The following is an 18,340-nucleotide window of genomic DNA, read 5'->3' on the forward strand; positions in this document are numbered from 1 at the left end:
AGCGAGCAATATTTATAAGATACGGGAAGGAAGAAGGAAAGCGCGAATCCGATGTCGAACAAAATGTTGAAAAATCGACATGGGCCATTGGTAGCAAATGCGGTTTCAAACATTGTTGAAGGAGGTCGTTTATGAATCGAAAATTGGTACGAAGCTGGCAAATGTACGACTGGGCCAATTCCGCGTTTGCCACGACGATGCTGGCCGCGGTGCTCCCCATTTTCTACGCGGACGTGGCGGCAGGCCATTTGCCCGATTATCAGGCATCCAGCTACTGGGGATTTACGCAAACGATTGCGATGATCGCCGTTGCGCTCATGGCTCCCATTCTGGGAGCGGTGGCGGACTTATCAAGCAGCAAGGTGCGGTTTTTGCGCGTTTTCGCTTACCTTGGCGTATTGTCTTGCGCGTTGTTGTTTTTTGCGGGCCAAGGGGACTACATCTACGTATCGGCGCTGTTTATTCTAGGAACGATCGGCTTTTCCGGCGGGAACACCTTTTATGATTCATTGCTGCCCGAAATCGCTCCGGTGGAAGTAAGAGACGACGTATCCGCGCAAGGTTATATGTTTGGGTATATCGGCGGCGGCGCGCTTTTGGCGCTGAACATCGTCATGTTGGAGAAATGGGATTTATTCGGGTTTCCGGACAAAATCGCCGCGACCCAGGCCGTTTTCGTCAGTGTGGCCATTTGGTGGTTCGTATTTTCGATTCCGATTTTCCGAAATATGAAGGATCCGAAGCGGGAAACGAAGCAAAGCGTCGGCTTTTACGCCAAGCACGGGTTCGGCCGCGTGTTCGGAACGCTGCGCAAAATCGGGAAATACCCGGAGTTGCTGAAATACTTGGTCGCTTTCTGGTTTTTTAACGACGGTATTTCCACGATCATCAGTATGGCGGCTATATACGGCAAGACGATCGGTATTGAAACGACCCATTTGATCGTTGCGCTGCTCATTACCCAGTTCGTCGGCATTCCTTTTACGTTCGCGTTCGGCAAGCTCGCGGTCAGAATCGGCTCGAAACGCTCCTTATACATATCTTTAAGCATTTATGTGATTGTCGTGTTATTAGGTTATTTTATGACGAGCGCGCTTCATTTTTACTTGCTCGCTTTTATCGTAGGCATGGTGCAGGGAGGAAGCCAGGCGGTGGCGCGGTCGATATACAGCCGGTTAATCCCGAAAGAGCGGGCGAGCGAATTTTTCGGATTCCTCAGCCTATCGGATAAGGTAACCGCTTCGTTGGGACCTGCCTTATTCGGAATCGTCGGTTTGCTGACCGGTTCGACGCGTACGGCAATATTATCCATTCTGGCGTTTTTCATCATCGGCATTCTGTTGTTGACGCGGGTCAATTTGGAGAAAGGGCATCGGGACGCGGAAGAGGTATCGGGATAAGCAGGGGTTGTGGAGCAATGGTTGGGTTAGCGGCCTCTTTTGTCGGTATCCCGTTTGTTCAGGGGGAGGGGGCGAGGAGCCTTCTGTCGCTGTACCGGTTGCTCAGGGGAGGGGTCAGGTGTCCTTTTGTCGATATCCCGTTTGTTCAGGGGGAGGGCGAGAGGAACCCTTTTGTCTACATCCCAGTTGTTCAGGAAAGCGGCACAAGTCCTTTGTCGCTGTATCGGTTGCTTAGGAGTATCGGGGGTTCGGACCATGTTGTTTATTCCGTATGCTCAGGGTAACAGAGCTAGAAACCGATTGTCCGTACACTGTATGATCGTTATCCCTTTAGTTCAGGCGAGAAAACGTGTGAACTGCAACCACCTGTTAGTAAGGAAGAGAGCTGAAACAGCATGACTACAATAGGCAGATGTTTCGTACACCGAAACCTGCCTATTTCATTTGTAGAATTAGGTCTGAAAAGGTAATAATCAATAGAGTCAGGCAATCGGCAAATTGTTTCTGAGTAGTTGGGATAATGCTAAGAGTTTCTGAGTATTTGGGATAGTGCTAAGAGGGAAGTTGCAGAGGTACAGGGGGGAAGAGGAACAAGCTTTAATGGGGTAAAAAGGTTAAGGCGGCTGTAAAAAAGGAGAGAGATGAGGTGTGATTGAGTGGGGATAGTGAGAGATAAAGCAAGGCATAGGGAGTAGAAATAAAAAGAGAAGAATAAAGGAGAAGTAAAAGAGAAGTAAAGTAAAGATGGAGTCCATGCGACACATGGCTAACGGAAGCAGAGGACTCTATTTGTGAAAAAATGAGACTTTCTAAAATGTAACGGAAGTGAGGGACCTTATTGGCGGTCATTCGAGCATTTTTCGCTAGAAAGACAATAAATAAGAGCGCTGATTTCCGTTAGAATTCGAAAAGAGTGCTTTTTGCCGATTTAAGGTCTTTCACTTCCGTTAAAAATTGTATGTCTTGACTTATTGACAGACAGTCTCGCCTGCAAAAAACCGTGCCAACCGACGCTCATACGGAGCAGGTCGCCGGGCCGATCGGTTATATGATCGGCTCGGCGACCTGGATGCGATGCCCGCTGTCGCAGGGCATCCCCGTCTCGTAGGAGCGGTTGCCCACCGCGCGGGCAACCCGCTCCTTCGCTTGCGCCGCGGCGCTGCTCGCGGCGCCTTCCGCGCGCGCCGCCGCCCAATAGGCGGCCACGGCGCGCACGATCTCCGCCGCGTCTTCGCGCGCGGCGGTCCATTGGTCCCAGACGCTCGTCGTATACGACGCGTCTGCCCCGGTCGGGTCGCGCCATTCGACGCGCGACTCGTTCAAAATATCAAGCGGCTTGTTCCGCCGCTTGTACACGAGCGGCGCGATCCGGCCGAACGTCGCGATGCGCTTGAAGCCGCTCGGATCGTGGAACAGCCGCTGCGCCCGGATCATGTCGCGGTTCGCATCGTCCCAGGCATCCCGCTTGATGCGCGCGGCGATGTCCGGATAATAACGTTCCGCGACCGTTTGGAACAAATCGACGATGCCGTCCGGGAAACGGCCCCCGGTGTCGATTTCCTTCCATACGGGCGTCCTCCATGTCTCCAGTCCTAGCTTCCGTTTCACGATCAGCGTATCCATCCATATTTCGAAGCGTTGATGACTCCACTTTTTGAATCCGGAACGATAAAATACGTATGGATGCATATTCCGGTCCAACACATGATGAAGCGCGAACCCCAGTATGTAAATGCTCGCCGGGTCGTCTTCGGCGCGTTCGGATACCGCTTCGATCATATCGAGCAAGACGCCGCCGCAGTGCAGGGAATGCATCGCGCTCCCGAGCAGGTTCATCGTCTTATCTTTTTTCCATGGCCAAAAATGATGATAGAATAAAAAATCAGGTCCTTGACACCCCATATTGAATACCCGCTTCAATTCCGGCTCATCTCCGTATGGAAGATACCCCTCCGCTTGCAATACCTCCTGGCCGAAAATAAGATGGGTCCAAATGTTTGGCATATGCTACCGACTCCTTTTGAGAGGTTGTTCCGCTTTCTATCGTATAAAAAGATGGCGTTTAAACTGTAACAGCTTCATTTTATACGAAAAAGGTCTTAATCGTACAGTCGCAAAAGTCGCCATCTTTCTACCTTGTGTTAAGTCTTTCATCCTAAAAAAGAGTGTTAATTTTTCATGTTTTGCAGTATAATAGGTATAAATTTCAATGGGAATGGATGGTTTTATCGATTTTTTATTATTTTTGTCGATTATGGGAGGGACATTAATTAGATGAAAGCGGAATTTATCAATCCATTTTTGGAGTCGGCAAGAATCGTAATCGAGCAAGTCGTGCAGGTTCGCCCTGCAACGGGAACGTTGGGAATTCGCGAGTTGACATATATCGAGGATTATATATGGATTCATATCGGCATGTCGGGCCAAGTCAGCGGCAACGTCATTTTTGGTCTGAACGAATCGGTCGCTCTCAAGATGGTATCTGCCATGATGGGCGGCTTCATGGTGACGGAGCTGGATGAAATGGGCCATAGCGCCATATCGGAGTTAGGCAATATGATTAGCGGCAATGCGAGCACGATTTTGTACAATCAGGGCGTTCGTGTTGATATTACCCCGCCGAAAGTGTTAAAATCGACGGAAGGAGACGTCAATTCCGCCAAAGCGCTTACCGTTCCGTTAATTATGGACGGAATCGGCGAATTGGACATTCAAGTGCTTATCTCTTAACGATACATAATGGAAAACGATCAGAACAGCTCCGGACGGAGCTTTTCTTTTTTTGCGAACGGGGTGATCATGCTTGTTACACGGGAAAGTAGCGCTTATTACGGGGGCTTCCAGCGGCATCGGCGCCCTGACGGCGCAAATGCTGGCCGCGAAAGGGGCGATTCCGGTCCTGACGGCCCGGAACGCGGAGAAGCTGCGCGATGCGGCTTTGGGCATCCGCGGCGAGTACGTTGCGATGACGATGGATGTGACGGATACCGGGCAAATATGCGGTACGGTAGAGCGCATCATGGATAAGTTCGGGAAAATCGACATTTTAATCAACAATGCCGGGTACGGTATCTTCGAATCGTTCGACCGTTTGCGGATCGAGCAATTCGCCGACATGATGGACGTCAATTATATGGGCGTCGTCCGCTGTACGAAGGCCGTTTTGCCGCATATGCTGGAGGCTGGGAGCGGACATATCGTCAACGTGGCGTCGATGGCCGGCAAAATCGGCACCGCCAAATCGACTTCGTACACGGCCACGAAACACGCGGTTCTCGGCTTTACCAATTCGCTCAGGCAGGAGCTGGCGGGAACGAACGTTACCGTCTCGTCCGTCAATCCGGGACCGATCGATACGCCTTTCTTCGAGAAGGCGGATCCTAGCGGAAATTATGTGCGCAACGTTTCGTTTTTTATATTGAAACCGGAGAAAGTAGCCGGGGAGATCGTCAAGCTGATCGAACGGCGCAAGCCGGAACTGAACCTGCCCCGGGCTGCGGCGGCCGGTATCAAATTGTATCAATTGTTTCCGCGGCTTGCGGATAAACTAACCTATAGATGGTTGAACAGAAAATAGGAAGGAAGGATTTATGCTTATGTCTACTTTTCAGGATCTGCACATTGCGGAACCTTTTATTTCGCAGCTTGCCGAACGGAACATTACGGAGCCCTCGCCGGTGCAAATCGAGGCGATTCCAGCCATGATGGAGGGAAAAGACGTCATCGCGCAATCGCAGACGGGGACGGGCAAAACGCTTGCCTATTTGCTTCCGGTGCTGCAACGGATCGATACGGGGAAGAAAAACCCGCAAGTCTTGGTGCTTGCGCCGACGCAAGAACTGGCGATGCAGATCGTGCGGGTGGCCGAGACCTACGGCGAACGTTCCGGGGTAACGGTGCAAGCGCTGATCGGCGGCGCCGCTTTGAAGCGGCAAGTGGAGAAGCTGAAGCTTCATCCGCAGTTGGTGATTGGCACGCCGGGGCGCGTTCTGGAGCTGATTCGGATGCGAAAGCTCAAAATGCACGAAGTGCGTACCATCGTGGTCGATGAAGTCGATCAAATTTTCCGTTTAGGCGCGGCGAAAGATACGGAAGAGATTTTCAAAAGCGCTTTGCGCGACAGACAGCTTGCGTTCTTCTCCGCGACGATGACAGGCCAAATCCGGTCGATCGCGCAGGAGTGGATGACGGAGCCGGTCACGATCGGCATCGAACCGGACAAGCGGATTGCACCGACGATCGAACATCTTTATTTCGTCTGCGAAGAGCGCGACAAAATCGATACGCTCCGGCGCTTGGTCCGTTTATATGAGCCGAAGTCGGCGATCGTCTTCGTGAACGATACCGATTCGATCGCCGAATGGACGGAGAAGCTGCAGTATGTCGGACTTACGGCCGAACCGTTATACGGAGACGCGAACAAGCAGGAACGCGCCCAAGTATTGCGGCGGTTTCGCGAAGGCCAGTGCCAACTGCTGATCGCCACGGACGTAGCCGCCCGCGGACTGGATATCGAAGGATTGCCGTTCGTATTCAATGCGGATCCCCCGCTCGACGCGGAACATTACGTGCATCGCGCCGGCCGTACCGGCCGAATGGGCAAGAAAGGAACGGCGGTTACGATTATAACGGGTCGTGAAAGATTCATTATCGAAAAATTTGCGAAACAACTGCAGATTGATATACGGGAGAAAGTGATGTACTCGGGAAAAGTTCACCCGGCGGGCGAGCGGATTCGCCGAAATCAAGGCGCGGGAAAACGGCAAAAATCGAAACGATAGGAAAGATAGATGACGATTGGTGGAAAAAACAGGTTTTTAATTGACTTTATTTTACTACATTCTTACAATTAGGTTCAAACGATATGAACTTGAGCAAAGGGTGGAGGTACATGGAAGAATCAACCGCTTATACGATTCATAGGGTGTTAAGCAATAATGCGGTTCAAGTTTCCGGGGAAAAGACCGGCGCCGAACTGATCCTGATGGGGAAGGGACTCGGCTTTGGCGCCAAGACCGGAATGTCGATCAGTCCCGCGGATACGCGGATCGAGAAGAGATTCACGCTCGACGACCCGCAAGCTCAGAAGCATTATCAAGTTTTGTTGGAACAAGTCGATTCTAAAGTGCTTGACGTATCCCAAGACATCATCGCGTTGATCTCCCAAGAATTCGGAACGGAAGAGTTGAACGAACAAGTGTTTATCGCTCTTCCGAGCCACATTCAGTTTGCTCTTCATCGTCTCAACAGTCACATGGAAATTGTAAACCCTTTTCTTTATGAAATCCAAGCCCTCCATTCCAGGGAATTCGCGCTGGCCAAGAAAGCTTCCGAATTGATCTCCAATTCGTTTCAAATTGAGGTGCCGGAGACGGAAGTCGGTTTTCTGGCCATGCATATCCAATCGGCGGTTTGCCATATTTCACTTGGGAATATCGTCAAATTGACGCATTTGATTCAAGAAACCGTCCACTTGATCGAATCGGAGACAGGCATTAAAGTTCCGCGCGACAGCATCGATTATATTCGTTTAATCACCCATCTGCGATTTGCGCTCGAGCGTTTGCTGGATGGGAAAATTTCTCCGAATCCGTTTGCAATCAAATTAAAGAAGACGCTTACAAGCGAGTACCGTCTCGCCCAAAAAATCGCAATACATATTGAGGAGCGCCTCGGATTGTCCGTGCCCGAGGATGAAGTCGGTTACATCGTCATGCATCTCTACCGGCTGCTGCAACAATATGAGAGACTCAAGTAATATACAGGACCGTATATGTCTTACGGACTGTCCCGCCAATTGACTTCATAGAATATCAGACATGCGATTAGCGTGCAACTAGGTAAACTAGGCATGAGCTAAGTGTGGCAGAAGAGTCATTTACGATTTTTCGCTGTCCGTTTGCTCATGCTTTTTTTTCTGTTTGCATAAGTCATCATGTTATGCGCGGGTCGCAGAGAAGGAGGTAGCACCCATGATTTTCAAAAAGAAAAAAGTAGTCACCCTTATACCGCCGCTATCGGGAATTTCAGTTGCGCTGGAAGAAGTGCCGGATCCCGCGTTCGCCCAAGGCTTCATCGGCGAAGGCATCGCCGTCAAGCCGACAAACGGCCAAGTCGTGGCTCCTTGCGACGGCAAGGTATCGTATATGTTCGACACGCACCATTCTTGCATTATCGAACATGAATCGGGAGTCGAAGTATTGATCCATATCGGCATTAATACGGTACAGCTGAGAGGAGAAGGGTTTCGGCCGTATGTGAAATCGGGGGAGCGGGTCAAACAAGGACAACTGCTGATCGAGTTCGATATCGAGCGGATTGAACAAGCAGGCTATCCCGTCATTACGGCGGTTGTCATGGCCAATGGCGACGCCGTTGAGAAAGTAACGTCATACCGGGGCGAAGTAACCGCAAACGTTGGGGTGCTTCTGGAAATACAAGTGAAATAAACTCATGCAACGAATGGGATGAAAGGGGGAGTTTTATGCTAGGTTTTTTGCAAAAGATCGGCAGATCGTTCATGCTGCCGGTTGCTACGCTTCCAGCCGCGTCCTTATTGCGCAGATTCGGCGAAATCGATTATGTGAATCAATTTCAGTTCGGCGAATCGGCTGGCGGATTTATCAACCAGTTTATCGCTCCGTTCTTGCTCGCCGGTGGGACGGCCATATTCGACAACTTGCCGCTCATTTTCGCGATTGGGGTAGCGATCGGTTTTGCCGGCGACGCCGTTGCGGCATTGGCGGCCGTGATCGCCTATCTTGTCTTGGGCAAAGTGCTGGCCGTCGTACCCGGCGTGTTTCGTTTTATCGACGACGATGCGATCTTGAATATGGGCGTGCTCGGCGGCATCATTGCCGGCGGAATCGCCGCTTATATGTACAACAAATATCATCGAATCAAGCTTCCGGATTGGCTCGCGTTTTTCGGCGGCAAGCGGTTCGTGCCGATTATTACGTCGATGTCGATGGTCATTGTCGCGATCGCATTCGGCGCGATATGGGGCCCGATTCAGAATGTGCTCGATAAATTCGGAAACTGGGTCGTCGGTTTCGATGTGGCCGGAGCCGTCGTGTTCACGGTTTTGAACCGGTTGCTGATTCCGTTCGGGCTGCATCATGTCATTAATACGATCGCATGGTTTCAAATCGGCACCTATACGGACGCTGCGGGAAACGTCGCCCACGGCGACTTGCACCGGTTCGCCGCAGGGGATCCGTCCGCGGGCATGTTTATGACCGGCTTTTTCCCGATTATGTTGTTCGCTTTGCCCGGCGCGGCGCTTGCGATCATTCACACCGCCAAAAAGGAAAAGCGTAAAGCGATCGCCTCCGTATTCATCGGCGTGGCGTTTGCCTCCTTTTTGACCGGGATTACGGAGCCGATCGAGTTTGCCTTTATGTTCGCGGCGCCGATATTATATATCGTTCATGCATTGTTGGCGGGCGTATCGGCTTTCATTACCGTTTCGCTCGGGATTCATCAAGGATTCGGATTCTCGGCCGGTTTGATCGATTTTTTGCTCAACTTGCCGATCGCCACGAAGCCGTGGTTGCTGATTCCGATCGGTCTCATATTCGGGGTAATCTACTATTTTCTATTCCGAATTATAATTGTGAAACTTAATTTGAAAACGCCCGGACGCGAGGAGGACGATTTGGAAGAATCCGCGGGGGGCGAATCGGGGAAAAATACGACGCTGCGCGATAAAGCGGCGAAAATTACGGAACTGATCGGCGGCAAGGCAAATATAGAGAGCATCGATGCGTGCATTACGCGGCTGCGTCTTCAATTGATAGACGATAAGAAAGTGAACGACGTCGAGATAAGGGCATTGGGCGCCGCGGGGATTATGAGATTGGGATACGGCGCGGTACAGATCGTGTTCGGCATGGAGTCCGAATTGTTGAAAGACGAGATGCTCAAGCTGTAGCGAGCATATGGGCAAACGTGGGGGAATCGGAAAAGGAGTGGACCTTATGCAACAACGATATATCATCAACAACCCTACAGGCATACATGCCAGACCGGCGGGAGCCATTATAAAAAAGGCGGAGACGTTTCCGTGCAGAATCGAATTGGAGACGGAAGACGGAACGCGGATATCCGCCAAAAGCTTGATCGGCATTTTAAAATTAGGTTTGAAACAAGGGGATCGGGTCGCGGTGATTGCCGAAGGAGAGGACGAAGCGGAAGCGGTTCGGCAAATCGGCGAAATCGTACAATCGATATTCGAATAAATGCCGGGAGGGCGAAACAATGAAATTAACGGGAATAGCGGCAGCGCCCGGGTATGCATGGGGACATGCGTTTTTGTTGGAGCAGGCGAAGGAAGTGGAACGAATACAGCTTCGTCCCGAGAAGTCGACCGAGGAGGTTGCGCGTTTCACCGCGGCCGTGGAGCAGGCCGTCTCTCAGCTAAAGGAACTGCAGGAGCGAACTCGCGCCACAATGGGGCTCGATTACGCCGAAATTTTCGAGTCGCATATTATGGTGCTGAAAGATGAAGAATTCGTCGGACGCGCGAAAGAACTCATTGTCGGGCAGTTGATCAACGCCGAGGCGGCACTATCCGATGTGACGCAGGAATTGGTCCAATTTTTCGAAAGTATGGACAATGTATATATGAACGAACGGGCTGCGGATTTTCGCGATATTAGCAAACGTCTGCACGGATTGCTCACCGGAAGCGAGCAACTGTCATTATGCGATCTTGACGGGCCGGTTGTGCTAATTGCGCACGATTTGACCCCTTCGGACTCTGCCCAACTCGAGCGCGAACGCGTCGCCGGGTTTGCTGCGAATATCGGCGGCAGTATGTCGCATTCGGCCATTATGGCCAGATCGATGGAAATACCCGCCGTCGTCGGTTTAAAGAACGCGACATCGTCGTTGAACAACGGGGATTTCGTTATTCTGGACGGGGTGAAAGGCGAATTGCTTATCAATCCGACGGCAGAGCAAGTGTCCGCATACCGAAAAGCAAAAGAAACGTACGAACGGCAGCGGGAGGAATCCAAAGCGTATTTGTATGCTCCTTCCGTTACGGCGGACGGCAAAATTGTGGAGTTGGCAGCCAATATCGGCAATCCGGCGGATGCGGTTCATGCGCGCAACAACGGGGCGGAAGGCATAGGGCTGTTCCGAACGGAATTATTGTTTATGGGACGCCGGAATTGGCCGACGGAGGAGGAACAATTTTACGCTTATAAACTGGCGGCCGAAGCTTTCGGCGGCATGTCGCCGATCGTCATACGAACGCTCGATATCGGGGGAGATAAAGAACTGGATTATGCGAAACGGCCGCGGGAGAGGAATCCGTTTCTCGGTTATCGGGCGATCCGTCTCAGCCTGGACGAGCGGGATAGGTTCAAGGCGCAGTTGCGGGCGATTTTGCGCGCCAGCGCATTCGGCAACGTGAAGATCATGTTCCCGATGATCGCCACTTTGCAGGAATTGCGCGCCGCTAAGGCGCTGCTCGCCGAAGCGAAGGCGGATTTGGACGCCATAGGCGTCAACTATCGTCATCGCATGGAAGTCGGAATCATGATCGAGGTGCCGGCCGCCGCCCTTATATCGGATCAACTTGCGAAAGAAGCCGATTTCTTCAGTATCGGCACGAATGATCTCGTACAGTTTACGATGGCGGCCGATCGTACGAACGAAAAGTTATCGCATTTGACGGATCCGATTCATCCCGCGGTGCTGCGTTTGATTCGACTCGTGATCGACAACGGGCATAAGGAAGGCAAATGGGTAAGCCTTTGCGGCGAAATGGCGGGCGATCTTGCCGCGATTCCGATTATGCTCGGCCTCGGACTGGACCGGTTTTCCATGAATGCCGGCGCCGTTCTTCCCGCACGCATTGCGCTTAGCGCAATAACGGCGGCGCAAACGAAGGAAATGGCGGAAGCGGCGCTTCGCATGGAGTCTTCTGACGAAGTTAGGGACTATGTGCATGCAATCATGCCGCATCTACGCGAATTGTTCCAGATTCGACGCTAATTTAAATATTAAGCCCCGGGCTATGCCTGGGAGAACGGAACAGGAAGTGCCGTGAGGCATGACGGAGCAAAGCCTCCGTTTGCTATACTGAGAATTGCGGTACCCATGGGCGGCAGCAGTTTAGCCCACCAGGCATCTCAATAAACCCCTTGAGGGGGTAGCCGGTAAAATTGCTGCGAAACCGCGCCTTTAGGCGCTGCCAGGCCAGTATCATGCCCCTTATAGGGGCCGAATCAAGCCACCCGTTGCACGGTACTGTGACTTGCTATCATTTCCATGTTAAAATATACTAACTAGGGAAAGCCTGACTTTTCCAGGGGTAACTAATTAAGCATTTATTAAGGGTTTCATTAGCCGTTCGTTAAGAACTGTGTATTACTCTTATAGTCAAACAAGGAACATGCGTTAACGCACGCTCTCCTGAAAGTTTTGCGCAGCAAAACTCACTTCGGAAGCATGGGCCAAGGGTTCTCGCAACCTTCTCGGTGCTGAAAAGTCTACTTTTTGAACACGCACTATTAAAACGGGTACGCCGAAAATATTTTCCATATGGATAAACATTATGCCGGTGAACGCGTCTATTAATAGGGATGGTATTTTATCATTTGGAAATTCATAGTTGAATGGAGGAAACGTAGGAGATGTTTAGTAGGTGGAAGCTCAAAGGATTGCTGGCCGTGCTGCTTGTTGCGGCGGTACTAGGCGGCTGTGGAACCGGGGCGAAGGAAGCGTTGCCGAAATTGGATGCGGAAGCGGAAGGGACGCTTAGAGTCATGTTTTGGGATGAAAACTATTTCTTCCAAAAATATGGAAACTTGTTCGCGACCCAATTTCCGAATATCGAAATCGAAGTCGTGAGCACGAGATCGATGTACTCGGATATGGATGAAAGCGGCGTATTTGATTATAAGAAGGCATTCCGCAAATTTGTCGACAAAGAGCAGCCCGATGTTTTGATGATGAACATCGAAAGTTACGAGGAATTGGCAGCGGAAGGAATGCTGTATGATTTGGAGTCCGTTATCGCGCAAGATAAATTTGACACTGCCGGCATGCTGCCATCCGTTGTCGAGTTGCTGCGGGAAAAGGGCGGCGGCAAGCTGTACGGATTGGCGCCGACATTTTACAGCAATGCTTTGTACTATAACGTGGATCTGTTTAACGAACATCAAATCGACCTTCCGCGGGATCAAATGTCATGGCAAGAATTGTTCGATTTGGCGAAACGTTTTCCGACCGGCGGCGACGAGAAAGAAAGAATTTACGGCTTGCAATTGCGGAGTTACCAAAGCAGCATCTTCGACTTGATTAATTCGATGGGGCAAACCGAAGATTTGGCTTTCCTTAGCGGGGACGGGGAGAAGCTGACATTCGACTCGGATAATTGGCGCAGGGTGTTTGACATGGGAGTGAATGCGATTAAATCCGGGGCCGTCTACACGCCGAAGCAACAAGATATGATGGGCGGCATGACGATGGAGGAATATTACAGCAGAGATTTGTTTATATCGGGCCGGGTCGGAATGATTTTGGGCGCAACCTACTATATGCGGGAACTCGAACAAGCGTCGGAAATGTCCAAAACTATTAAGAAATTTCAATGGGATCTTGTGACAATCCCCGTTAATCCGGCCGATCCTGAAACTTCTAGCGAACTCAGCCTAAGCGATATTTTTAGCGTGAACGCCAACTCGGCGAACCAACGCGCCGCTTGGGAATTTATCAAATATATTAACGGCGAGCAATTTGCCAAAATTCAATCCCGTTCGTTTGACGGCGATCTGTTGACGCGCACATCCATAATGAAAAATACGGACAATCGCAACATTGAAGCGTTCTACAAGCTGAAACCGAAATCGACGACAAACAATACATGGGAGAAGATGCCGTCCAATTTCTACGGAACGTTGACGAACCTCTTCAATGAAGAAGCGCAGCAAGTCGTCGACGGCAAGAAAACGACCGAAGAAGCGTTAAGCGCCATTCAAGAGAAGGGACAATTGGAACTGATCAAAGCGAAGGAAGAGGAAAAAAAGCAAAAAGAACAGCAGGAGCAAAACCCGGAGCAAACTGAGGAGGTATCGGAAGGCTCGGCTCAGTCCGAAACGGTGGCTGACGCGCCTTAACGCGCCCTTTGCGTTGCTTATAAAAATCCCTCCGTACGATGATCGTACGGAGGGATTTCGTTATGCAGATTCGCAACTTCCATTTCGCTTCGTTATAATGAGGAATAAGAGGTGAGACGTATCATATGAATCCGATCTTGCAAGTGGAACAATTGACAGGCGGTTACAGCATCGGCAGGCCGGTGCTGCATGACGTAACATTTGAAGTCAAGCAAGGCGAGATGGTCGGTTTGATCGGTTTGAACGGCGCCGGCAAAAGCACGACGATGAAGCATATTCTGGGATTGCTGCAGCCTCATCAAGGCCGGGTGCGGCTTGACGGCAAGACGCTGGACGAAGCGCCGGAGCTATACCGCGGTTCGCTTGCCTATGTGCCTGAATCGCCGATCCTATACGAAGAATTGACGGTTCAGGAGCATTTGGAGCTTTCCGCCATGGCATACGGCGTCGAACGCGACGATTACGCCGAACGGGCGCAAATGCTGCTCGATTTATTTCAAATGCGCGATAAGCGCGAAAATTTCTCGAAACATTTATCCAAGGGAATGCGCCAAAAGGTCATGATTATGAGCGCTTTTCTTGTCCATCCGCCACTCTATGTCATTGACGAGCCGTTTCTAGGACTGGACCCGCTTGGAATCCGTTCGCTGCTCGACTTTATGGTGGAGACGAAGACCAGCGGCTCGTCGATTTTATTGAGCTCGCATATTTTATCAACCATTGAAACCTATTGCGATCGATTCATCGTTCTTCATTATGGCCGCATCATCGCGCAGGGGACGCTGGACGATATACGAGCTGCGGCGGGATCCGATCGGTTGACGCTGGAAGAATGTTTCTACACGCTGGTCAAAGGCGGGGGGTAGATCGATGCGACTGGATCAATTATGGCAGCGGCGGCGGCAGCAATATTGGAAAGAGCTGTTCCCTTATTTTCGCTATGTGATACAGGGCGGATCGGCCACACTGCTTGCTTTCGTCATTATCGCATTTTCCGCTTATTACGTTTGGTTTTTACAAAACATAACGGAATCGTTTCCAATTCGCTACATAGCGCTACTGGTGCTGGCGCCATTTGTCACATTCAGTTCTTTCCGCACATTTTTGCAGCCCGCCGACATTATATTTTTGCTCCCAATGGAGCCGCGGATGAAGGAATATTTCCGGGGCAGTTGGAAATACAGTATGGTGCAGCAGTCGATTTGGTTATTCATCGCGTTTGGGATATTGTGGCCGCTGTACGTTCGGGCCGACGCCGATCCGAAACCTTTCGTGCTGTTACTGGCGGTATGGCTCATCTTAAAGGCGATAAACAGCCACGGCAGTTGGCGGGAACGGAATATGAACCGCCCGTTGGCGCGAGAATCGTTCCGCATGGTACGTTGGGCGTTTACCGTCGGCATGATTGCCGTCTGGTTATGGCAGCCTGTTTGGAAAGCGGCCGTTTTCAGCGCGATTGCTGCCATTACCTATATCATGGCGCTTCGTTTGCCTTTGCGGTACCCGGTGGCGTGGGAACGCCTCATCCGGCTGGAGCAAGAGCAACAGGGGCGCATTCTGATGTTTATGAATTTATTCGTCGACATGCCTGCAACGCCCCAGCGCGTCTATAAGCGTTCCTGGATGAACTGGGCCGCCGGCCGTATTCCGTTTCGGCGCGAGTCCGCATACTTTTACTTGTTTACAAAGTCGTTTTTGCGCGGCGAAGTGTTCGGCATGGCGATACGGTTGACGGTTCTAGGGTTGTTTGTCCTCTTCTGGGTGCGCGACTCGGCTTGGGCCGTTGCATTGTACGGCTTCTTCGCGCTTGTCATCGGAATGCAATTGACGGCGGTGCGACAGCTGCATTCCTATTCGTTCTGGCGGTCGATTTATCCGCTGCCGGACCTATGGCGCAAACGAGCGATCGTGCAATTGGTTTTTCGGGCTCATTGCGTCTTTGCCGTTATTTTATATATTCCGCTCGCGTTCGGCGGGCTGGAATGGTTGCTCAAGCTTCTGCCGTTGCCGGGAGGACTGCTGCTCGCCGCAGCGTTCCGTTCGGTATGGTCGCGGCAAAAGTGGTTTACTTCGGAAGACGATGTCTAAGACATGCCTAACGAAGGAATGTTGAAATATAACAAATTTATTGCCGGGAGGATACGATGGCGGATCCGAGAATTGCGAAACTTGCGGATATTTTGGTGAACCATTCCATTAAAGTAAAATCGGGGGACAAAATTTTGATCGTCGGGGATGCCGCGACCGGGCCCTTGGTCAAAGAAGTGTACCGGAAAGTGCTTCAGTGCGGAGCGCTCCCGCTAACGCAGATCGGTTTGGCGGAGCTGGAAAAAATATTTTATGACGAGGCGGGCGACGATCAACTTGCCAATGTGGACCATATCGATTGGCTGTACCGATATGCGGACGGATACATACGTATTCTTGGCTCGGACAATACAAAGGTACTGAGCCATGTCGACCCGGCGAGAATCGCGCGGCGGCGGAAGGCGACCGCCCCGCAAATGCAATATTTAATGTCGGGCGGCCTCCGTTGGGTCATTACGCTGTTTCCGACGAATTCGCAGGCGCAAGAAGCGGATATGTCGCTTGAAGAATACGAAGATTTCGTATATAGCGCCACCAATGCGGATTACGCCGCCTTGGAGAAGGAAATGCAGCATGCGGCGGAGTTGTTTAACAAAGCGTCCAAGGTGCGCATCGTGGCGAATGAAACCGATTTGACGGTAGATATCGAAGAGCGTCGCGCTGTCATTAGCGCCGGCGAGCACAATATTCCGGACGGCGAATTTTACTTCACGCCGAATCATTTGAAGACGGAAGGATACATCTATTTCGAATGGCCGACGCTGTTTAACGAGCAGGAAATTGCCGGCATCCGCCTTACCTTTAAAGAAGGGAAGATCGTTGATTATTCCGCGGAAAAAGGACAGGAATTTCTCGCTTCGGCTTTAAACACCGATAAAGGCGCGCGCTACTTGGGAGAGTTGGGAATCGGCATGAACTTCGGCATTCGGCAGCCGACGAAAAACATTTTGTTCGACGAAAAAATCGGCGGATCCGTTCATCTCGCCGTCGGGCGCGCCGTTGATTACGCGGGCAAAGGCAACGATTCCGCAATCCATTGGGATATGGTGAAAAGTTTGCAGCGCGGCGGCGAGCTGTATCTCGACGATGTACTCGTGCAACGGGGCGGCAAATGGTTGTTTTAAATTTCTCGGTTGCAGAAGGTTTTTGGATGCAGATGAAGAAAAAGTTAGGAAATGAAAGATTACATACTGATACCATTAAAAAGCGCAAAGGCTGGTGAGTGTATGGCGAATGAAAAACTAACGGTCAATGTGGGCATGGTAGGTTATAAATTTATGGGGAAGGCGCACAGTCACGCTTATCGCGATGTCGGTATGTTTTTCGATATGGATGCGTCCGTCAATATGAAAGCGATTTGCGGCCGGGATGAGAAGGCGGTCCGGCAGGCTGCCGACAAATTCGGGTGGGCCGGTTATGAAACGGATTGGCGCGCGCTAACGGAACGGGACGATATCGATCTGATCGACATCAACGCGCCGAGCGACGCGCATAAGGATATCGCGATCGCCGCTGCGAAAGCGGGCAAACATATCTTATGCGAGAAGCCGCTTGCGCTCTCCTTGCAGGATTCGCGCGAGATGCTTGCTGCTGTCCGCGAAGCCGGGGTCAGACACGCGATTTGTTTCAATTACCGATTTTTGCCCGCCGTCCAGCTTGCCAAACAATTAATCGACGAGGGCAGATTGGGCGAGATTCATCATTACCGCGCAACGTATTTGCAGGATTGGTTGGTCGATCCGATGTTTCCGCTCGCCTGGCGGATGCAAAAAAGCGTGGCGGGTTCCGGCGCGCATGGCGATATTAACGCGCATTCCATCGATTTGGCGCATTTTCTAATCGGCGACTTCGACAGAGTCGTCGGCCAGAGCAAAACATTTGTGACGAAGCGCCCGCTTCCTTCCGGGACAGGCGGACAGGATGCGCCCGCTGCCGCCCAAATGGGAGACGTTACGGTTGACGATACGACTTCGTTCTTGGCGCAATTCAAAAACGGCGCGCTCGGTACGTTCGAAGCGACCCGTTTCGCTACCGGCTGGAAAAATGGCAACACGTTCGAAATTAACGGCAGCAGAGGAAGCCTGCGCTTTAATCTCGAACGCTTGAACGAGTTGGAGGTATATTTGCTGGACGACGAGCCGCATTTGCAAGGCTTTCGCACGATTAAGGTGACGGAAGGCGTTCATAAGTACGCCGGCAACTGGTGGCCCCCGGGCCATATTATCGGATACGAGCATTCATTCGTTCATATTGTATACGAGTTTATCCAAAGCATTGTAACCGGCGGATCATTCCATCCCGACTTCGCCGACGGCGTCAAATGCCAGCAGGTGCTGGAAGCGGTGGAGCGGTCCATCGAATCGGGCGCATGGGTGAATGTGGACGACGTGTAAGTTAGAGTTCAATATTTGCGCATTAAGTAAGCCTGGGGGGGCCCAGGCTTTTTGATATTTTGGTGTGAGTCCGTTCCCTTTATGTTGCAAGGCGCTTCCCTCGTTGTGTTGCTTTTTCCGCTTTTGTCGGTATCCCCCTCGTTCAGAAGGCTTCGGAAAACTGTTCCGTTCGATCGCCAAGCCCTAACTTCCTCGACTATCCCATTTTCATCCCCTTTTGTCGAAATCCCCTTCGTTCAGAAGACTCCCAAAACTAGCTTTGTTCAGTGCCGCCAAGCTAGACGATCGCTTTCTAAAGGGAAGTTTCCAATTCAGCAAGAGAGTGATC

At 51.3% G+C, this 18,340-nt stretch carries 15 protein-coding genes; 14 read left to right on the plus strand and 1 reads right to left on the minus strand.

Annotated features, from left to right (window positions below; all coding sequences use genetic code 11):
* Positions 1–131 precede the first annotated feature (131 nt).
* Positions 132–1,400 (plus strand): MFS transporter, encoded by a 1,269-nt coding sequence (locus tag LQ229_RS04415; protein WP_216536623.1) that lies wholly within the window; start codon positions 132–134, stop codon positions 1,398–1,400.
* Positions 1,401–2,444: 1,044 nt separating this feature from the next.
* On the opposite strand, the gene LQ229_RS04420 is transcribed toward LQ229_RS04415, so the two are convergent.
* Positions 2,445–3,404, minus strand: a complete 960-nt coding sequence (locus LQ229_RS04420) for a zinc dependent phospholipase C family protein (protein WP_230191040.1) — start codon at positions 3,402–3,404, stop codon at positions 2,445–2,447.
* Between the two features lie 270 nt (positions 3,405–3,674).
* On the opposite strand from LQ229_RS04420, the gene LQ229_RS04425 reads away from it, so the two are divergent.
* The 13 genes from LQ229_RS04425 (at position 3,675) to LQ229_RS04485 (ending at position 18,012) form a co-directional block, all read left to right on the plus strand.
* Entirely contained in the window at positions 3,675–4,130 is a 456-nt protein-coding gene (locus tag LQ229_RS04425) for a chemotaxis protein CheX (RefSeq protein WP_216536621.1), read from the plus strand.
* A gap of 73 nt (positions 4,131–4,203) precedes the next feature.
* On the plus strand, positions 4,204–4,977 hold the full coding sequence (locus LQ229_RS04430) for an SDR family oxidoreductase (protein ID WP_216536620.1): 774 nt from the start codon (positions 4,204–4,206) through the stop codon (positions 4,975–4,977).
* A 13-nt stretch (positions 4,978–4,990) separates the two neighbouring features.
* Positions 4,991–6,181 (plus strand): DEAD/DEAH box helicase, encoded by a 1,191-nt coding sequence (locus LQ229_RS04435; RefSeq protein WP_230191041.1) that lies wholly within the window; start codon positions 4,991–4,993, stop codon positions 6,179–6,181.
* Between the two features lie 110 nt (positions 6,182–6,291).
* Positions 6,292–7,158, plus strand: a complete 867-nt coding sequence (locus tag LQ229_RS04440; RefSeq protein ID WP_216536618.1) for a PRD domain-containing protein — start codon at positions 6,292–6,294, stop codon at positions 7,156–7,158.
* Positions 7,159–7,372: 214 nt separating this feature from the next.
* Positions 7,373–7,849 (plus strand): PTS glucose transporter subunit IIA, encoded by a 477-nt coding sequence (locus tag LQ229_RS04445; RefSeq protein WP_216536617.1) that lies wholly within the window; start codon positions 7,373–7,375, stop codon positions 7,847–7,849.
* A gap of 35 nt (positions 7,850–7,884) precedes the next feature.
* On the plus strand, positions 7,885–9,333 hold the full coding sequence (locus LQ229_RS04450; protein WP_230191042.1) for a PTS transporter subunit EIIC: 1,449 nt from the start codon (positions 7,885–7,887) through the stop codon (positions 9,331–9,333).
* A 46-nt stretch (positions 9,334–9,379) separates the two neighbouring features.
* The gene (locus LQ229_RS04455) at positions 9,380–9,640 is read left to right on the plus strand and encodes an HPr family phosphocarrier protein (RefSeq protein WP_230191043.1); all 261 of its coding nucleotides are present in this window, start codon (positions 9,380–9,382) and stop codon (positions 9,638–9,640) included.
* Between the two features lie 19 nt (positions 9,641–9,659).
* A complete protein-coding gene (gene ptsP, locus LQ229_RS04460; protein ID WP_230191044.1) occupies positions 9,660–11,405 on the plus strand; it encodes a phosphoenolpyruvate--protein phosphotransferase in 1,746 nt (581 codons plus the stop codon).
* 641 nt (positions 11,406–12,046) lie between these two features.
* Positions 12,047–13,531 carry an extracellular solute-binding protein gene (locus LQ229_RS04465; RefSeq protein ID WP_230191045.1) on the plus strand — a complete coding sequence of 495 codons (1,485 nt, stop codon included), beginning with the start codon at positions 12,047–12,049 and terminating at the stop codon, positions 13,529–13,531.
* Between the two features lie 125 nt (positions 13,532–13,656).
* Positions 13,657–14,397, plus strand: a complete 741-nt coding sequence (locus LQ229_RS04470) for an ABC transporter ATP-binding protein (protein WP_216536612.1) — start codon at positions 13,657–13,659, stop codon at positions 14,395–14,397.
* Positions 14,398–14,401: 4 nt separating this feature from the next.
* Positions 14,402–15,619, plus strand: coding sequence for an ABC transporter permease (locus tag LQ229_RS04475; RefSeq protein ID WP_230191046.1), 1,218 nt, complete (start codon positions 14,402–14,404; stop codon positions 15,617–15,619).
* 56 nt (positions 15,620–15,675) lie between these two features.
* A complete protein-coding gene (locus LQ229_RS04480; protein ID WP_216536610.1) occupies positions 15,676–16,743 on the plus strand; it encodes an aminopeptidase in 1,068 nt (355 codons plus the stop codon).
* A 102-nt stretch (positions 16,744–16,845) separates the two neighbouring features.
* On the plus strand, positions 16,846–18,012 hold the full coding sequence (locus LQ229_RS04485; protein ID WP_216536609.1) for a Gfo/Idh/MocA family oxidoreductase: 1,167 nt from the start codon (positions 16,846–16,848) through the stop codon (positions 18,010–18,012).
* The last annotated feature ends 328 nt before the right edge of the window (positions 18,013–18,340 follow it).

Origin of the sequence: Paenibacillus sp. CECT 9249 (assembly GCF_918697855.1) — a bacterium.
Classification (GTDB): domain Bacteria; phylum Bacillota; class Bacilli; order Paenibacillales; family Paenibacillaceae; genus MSJ-34.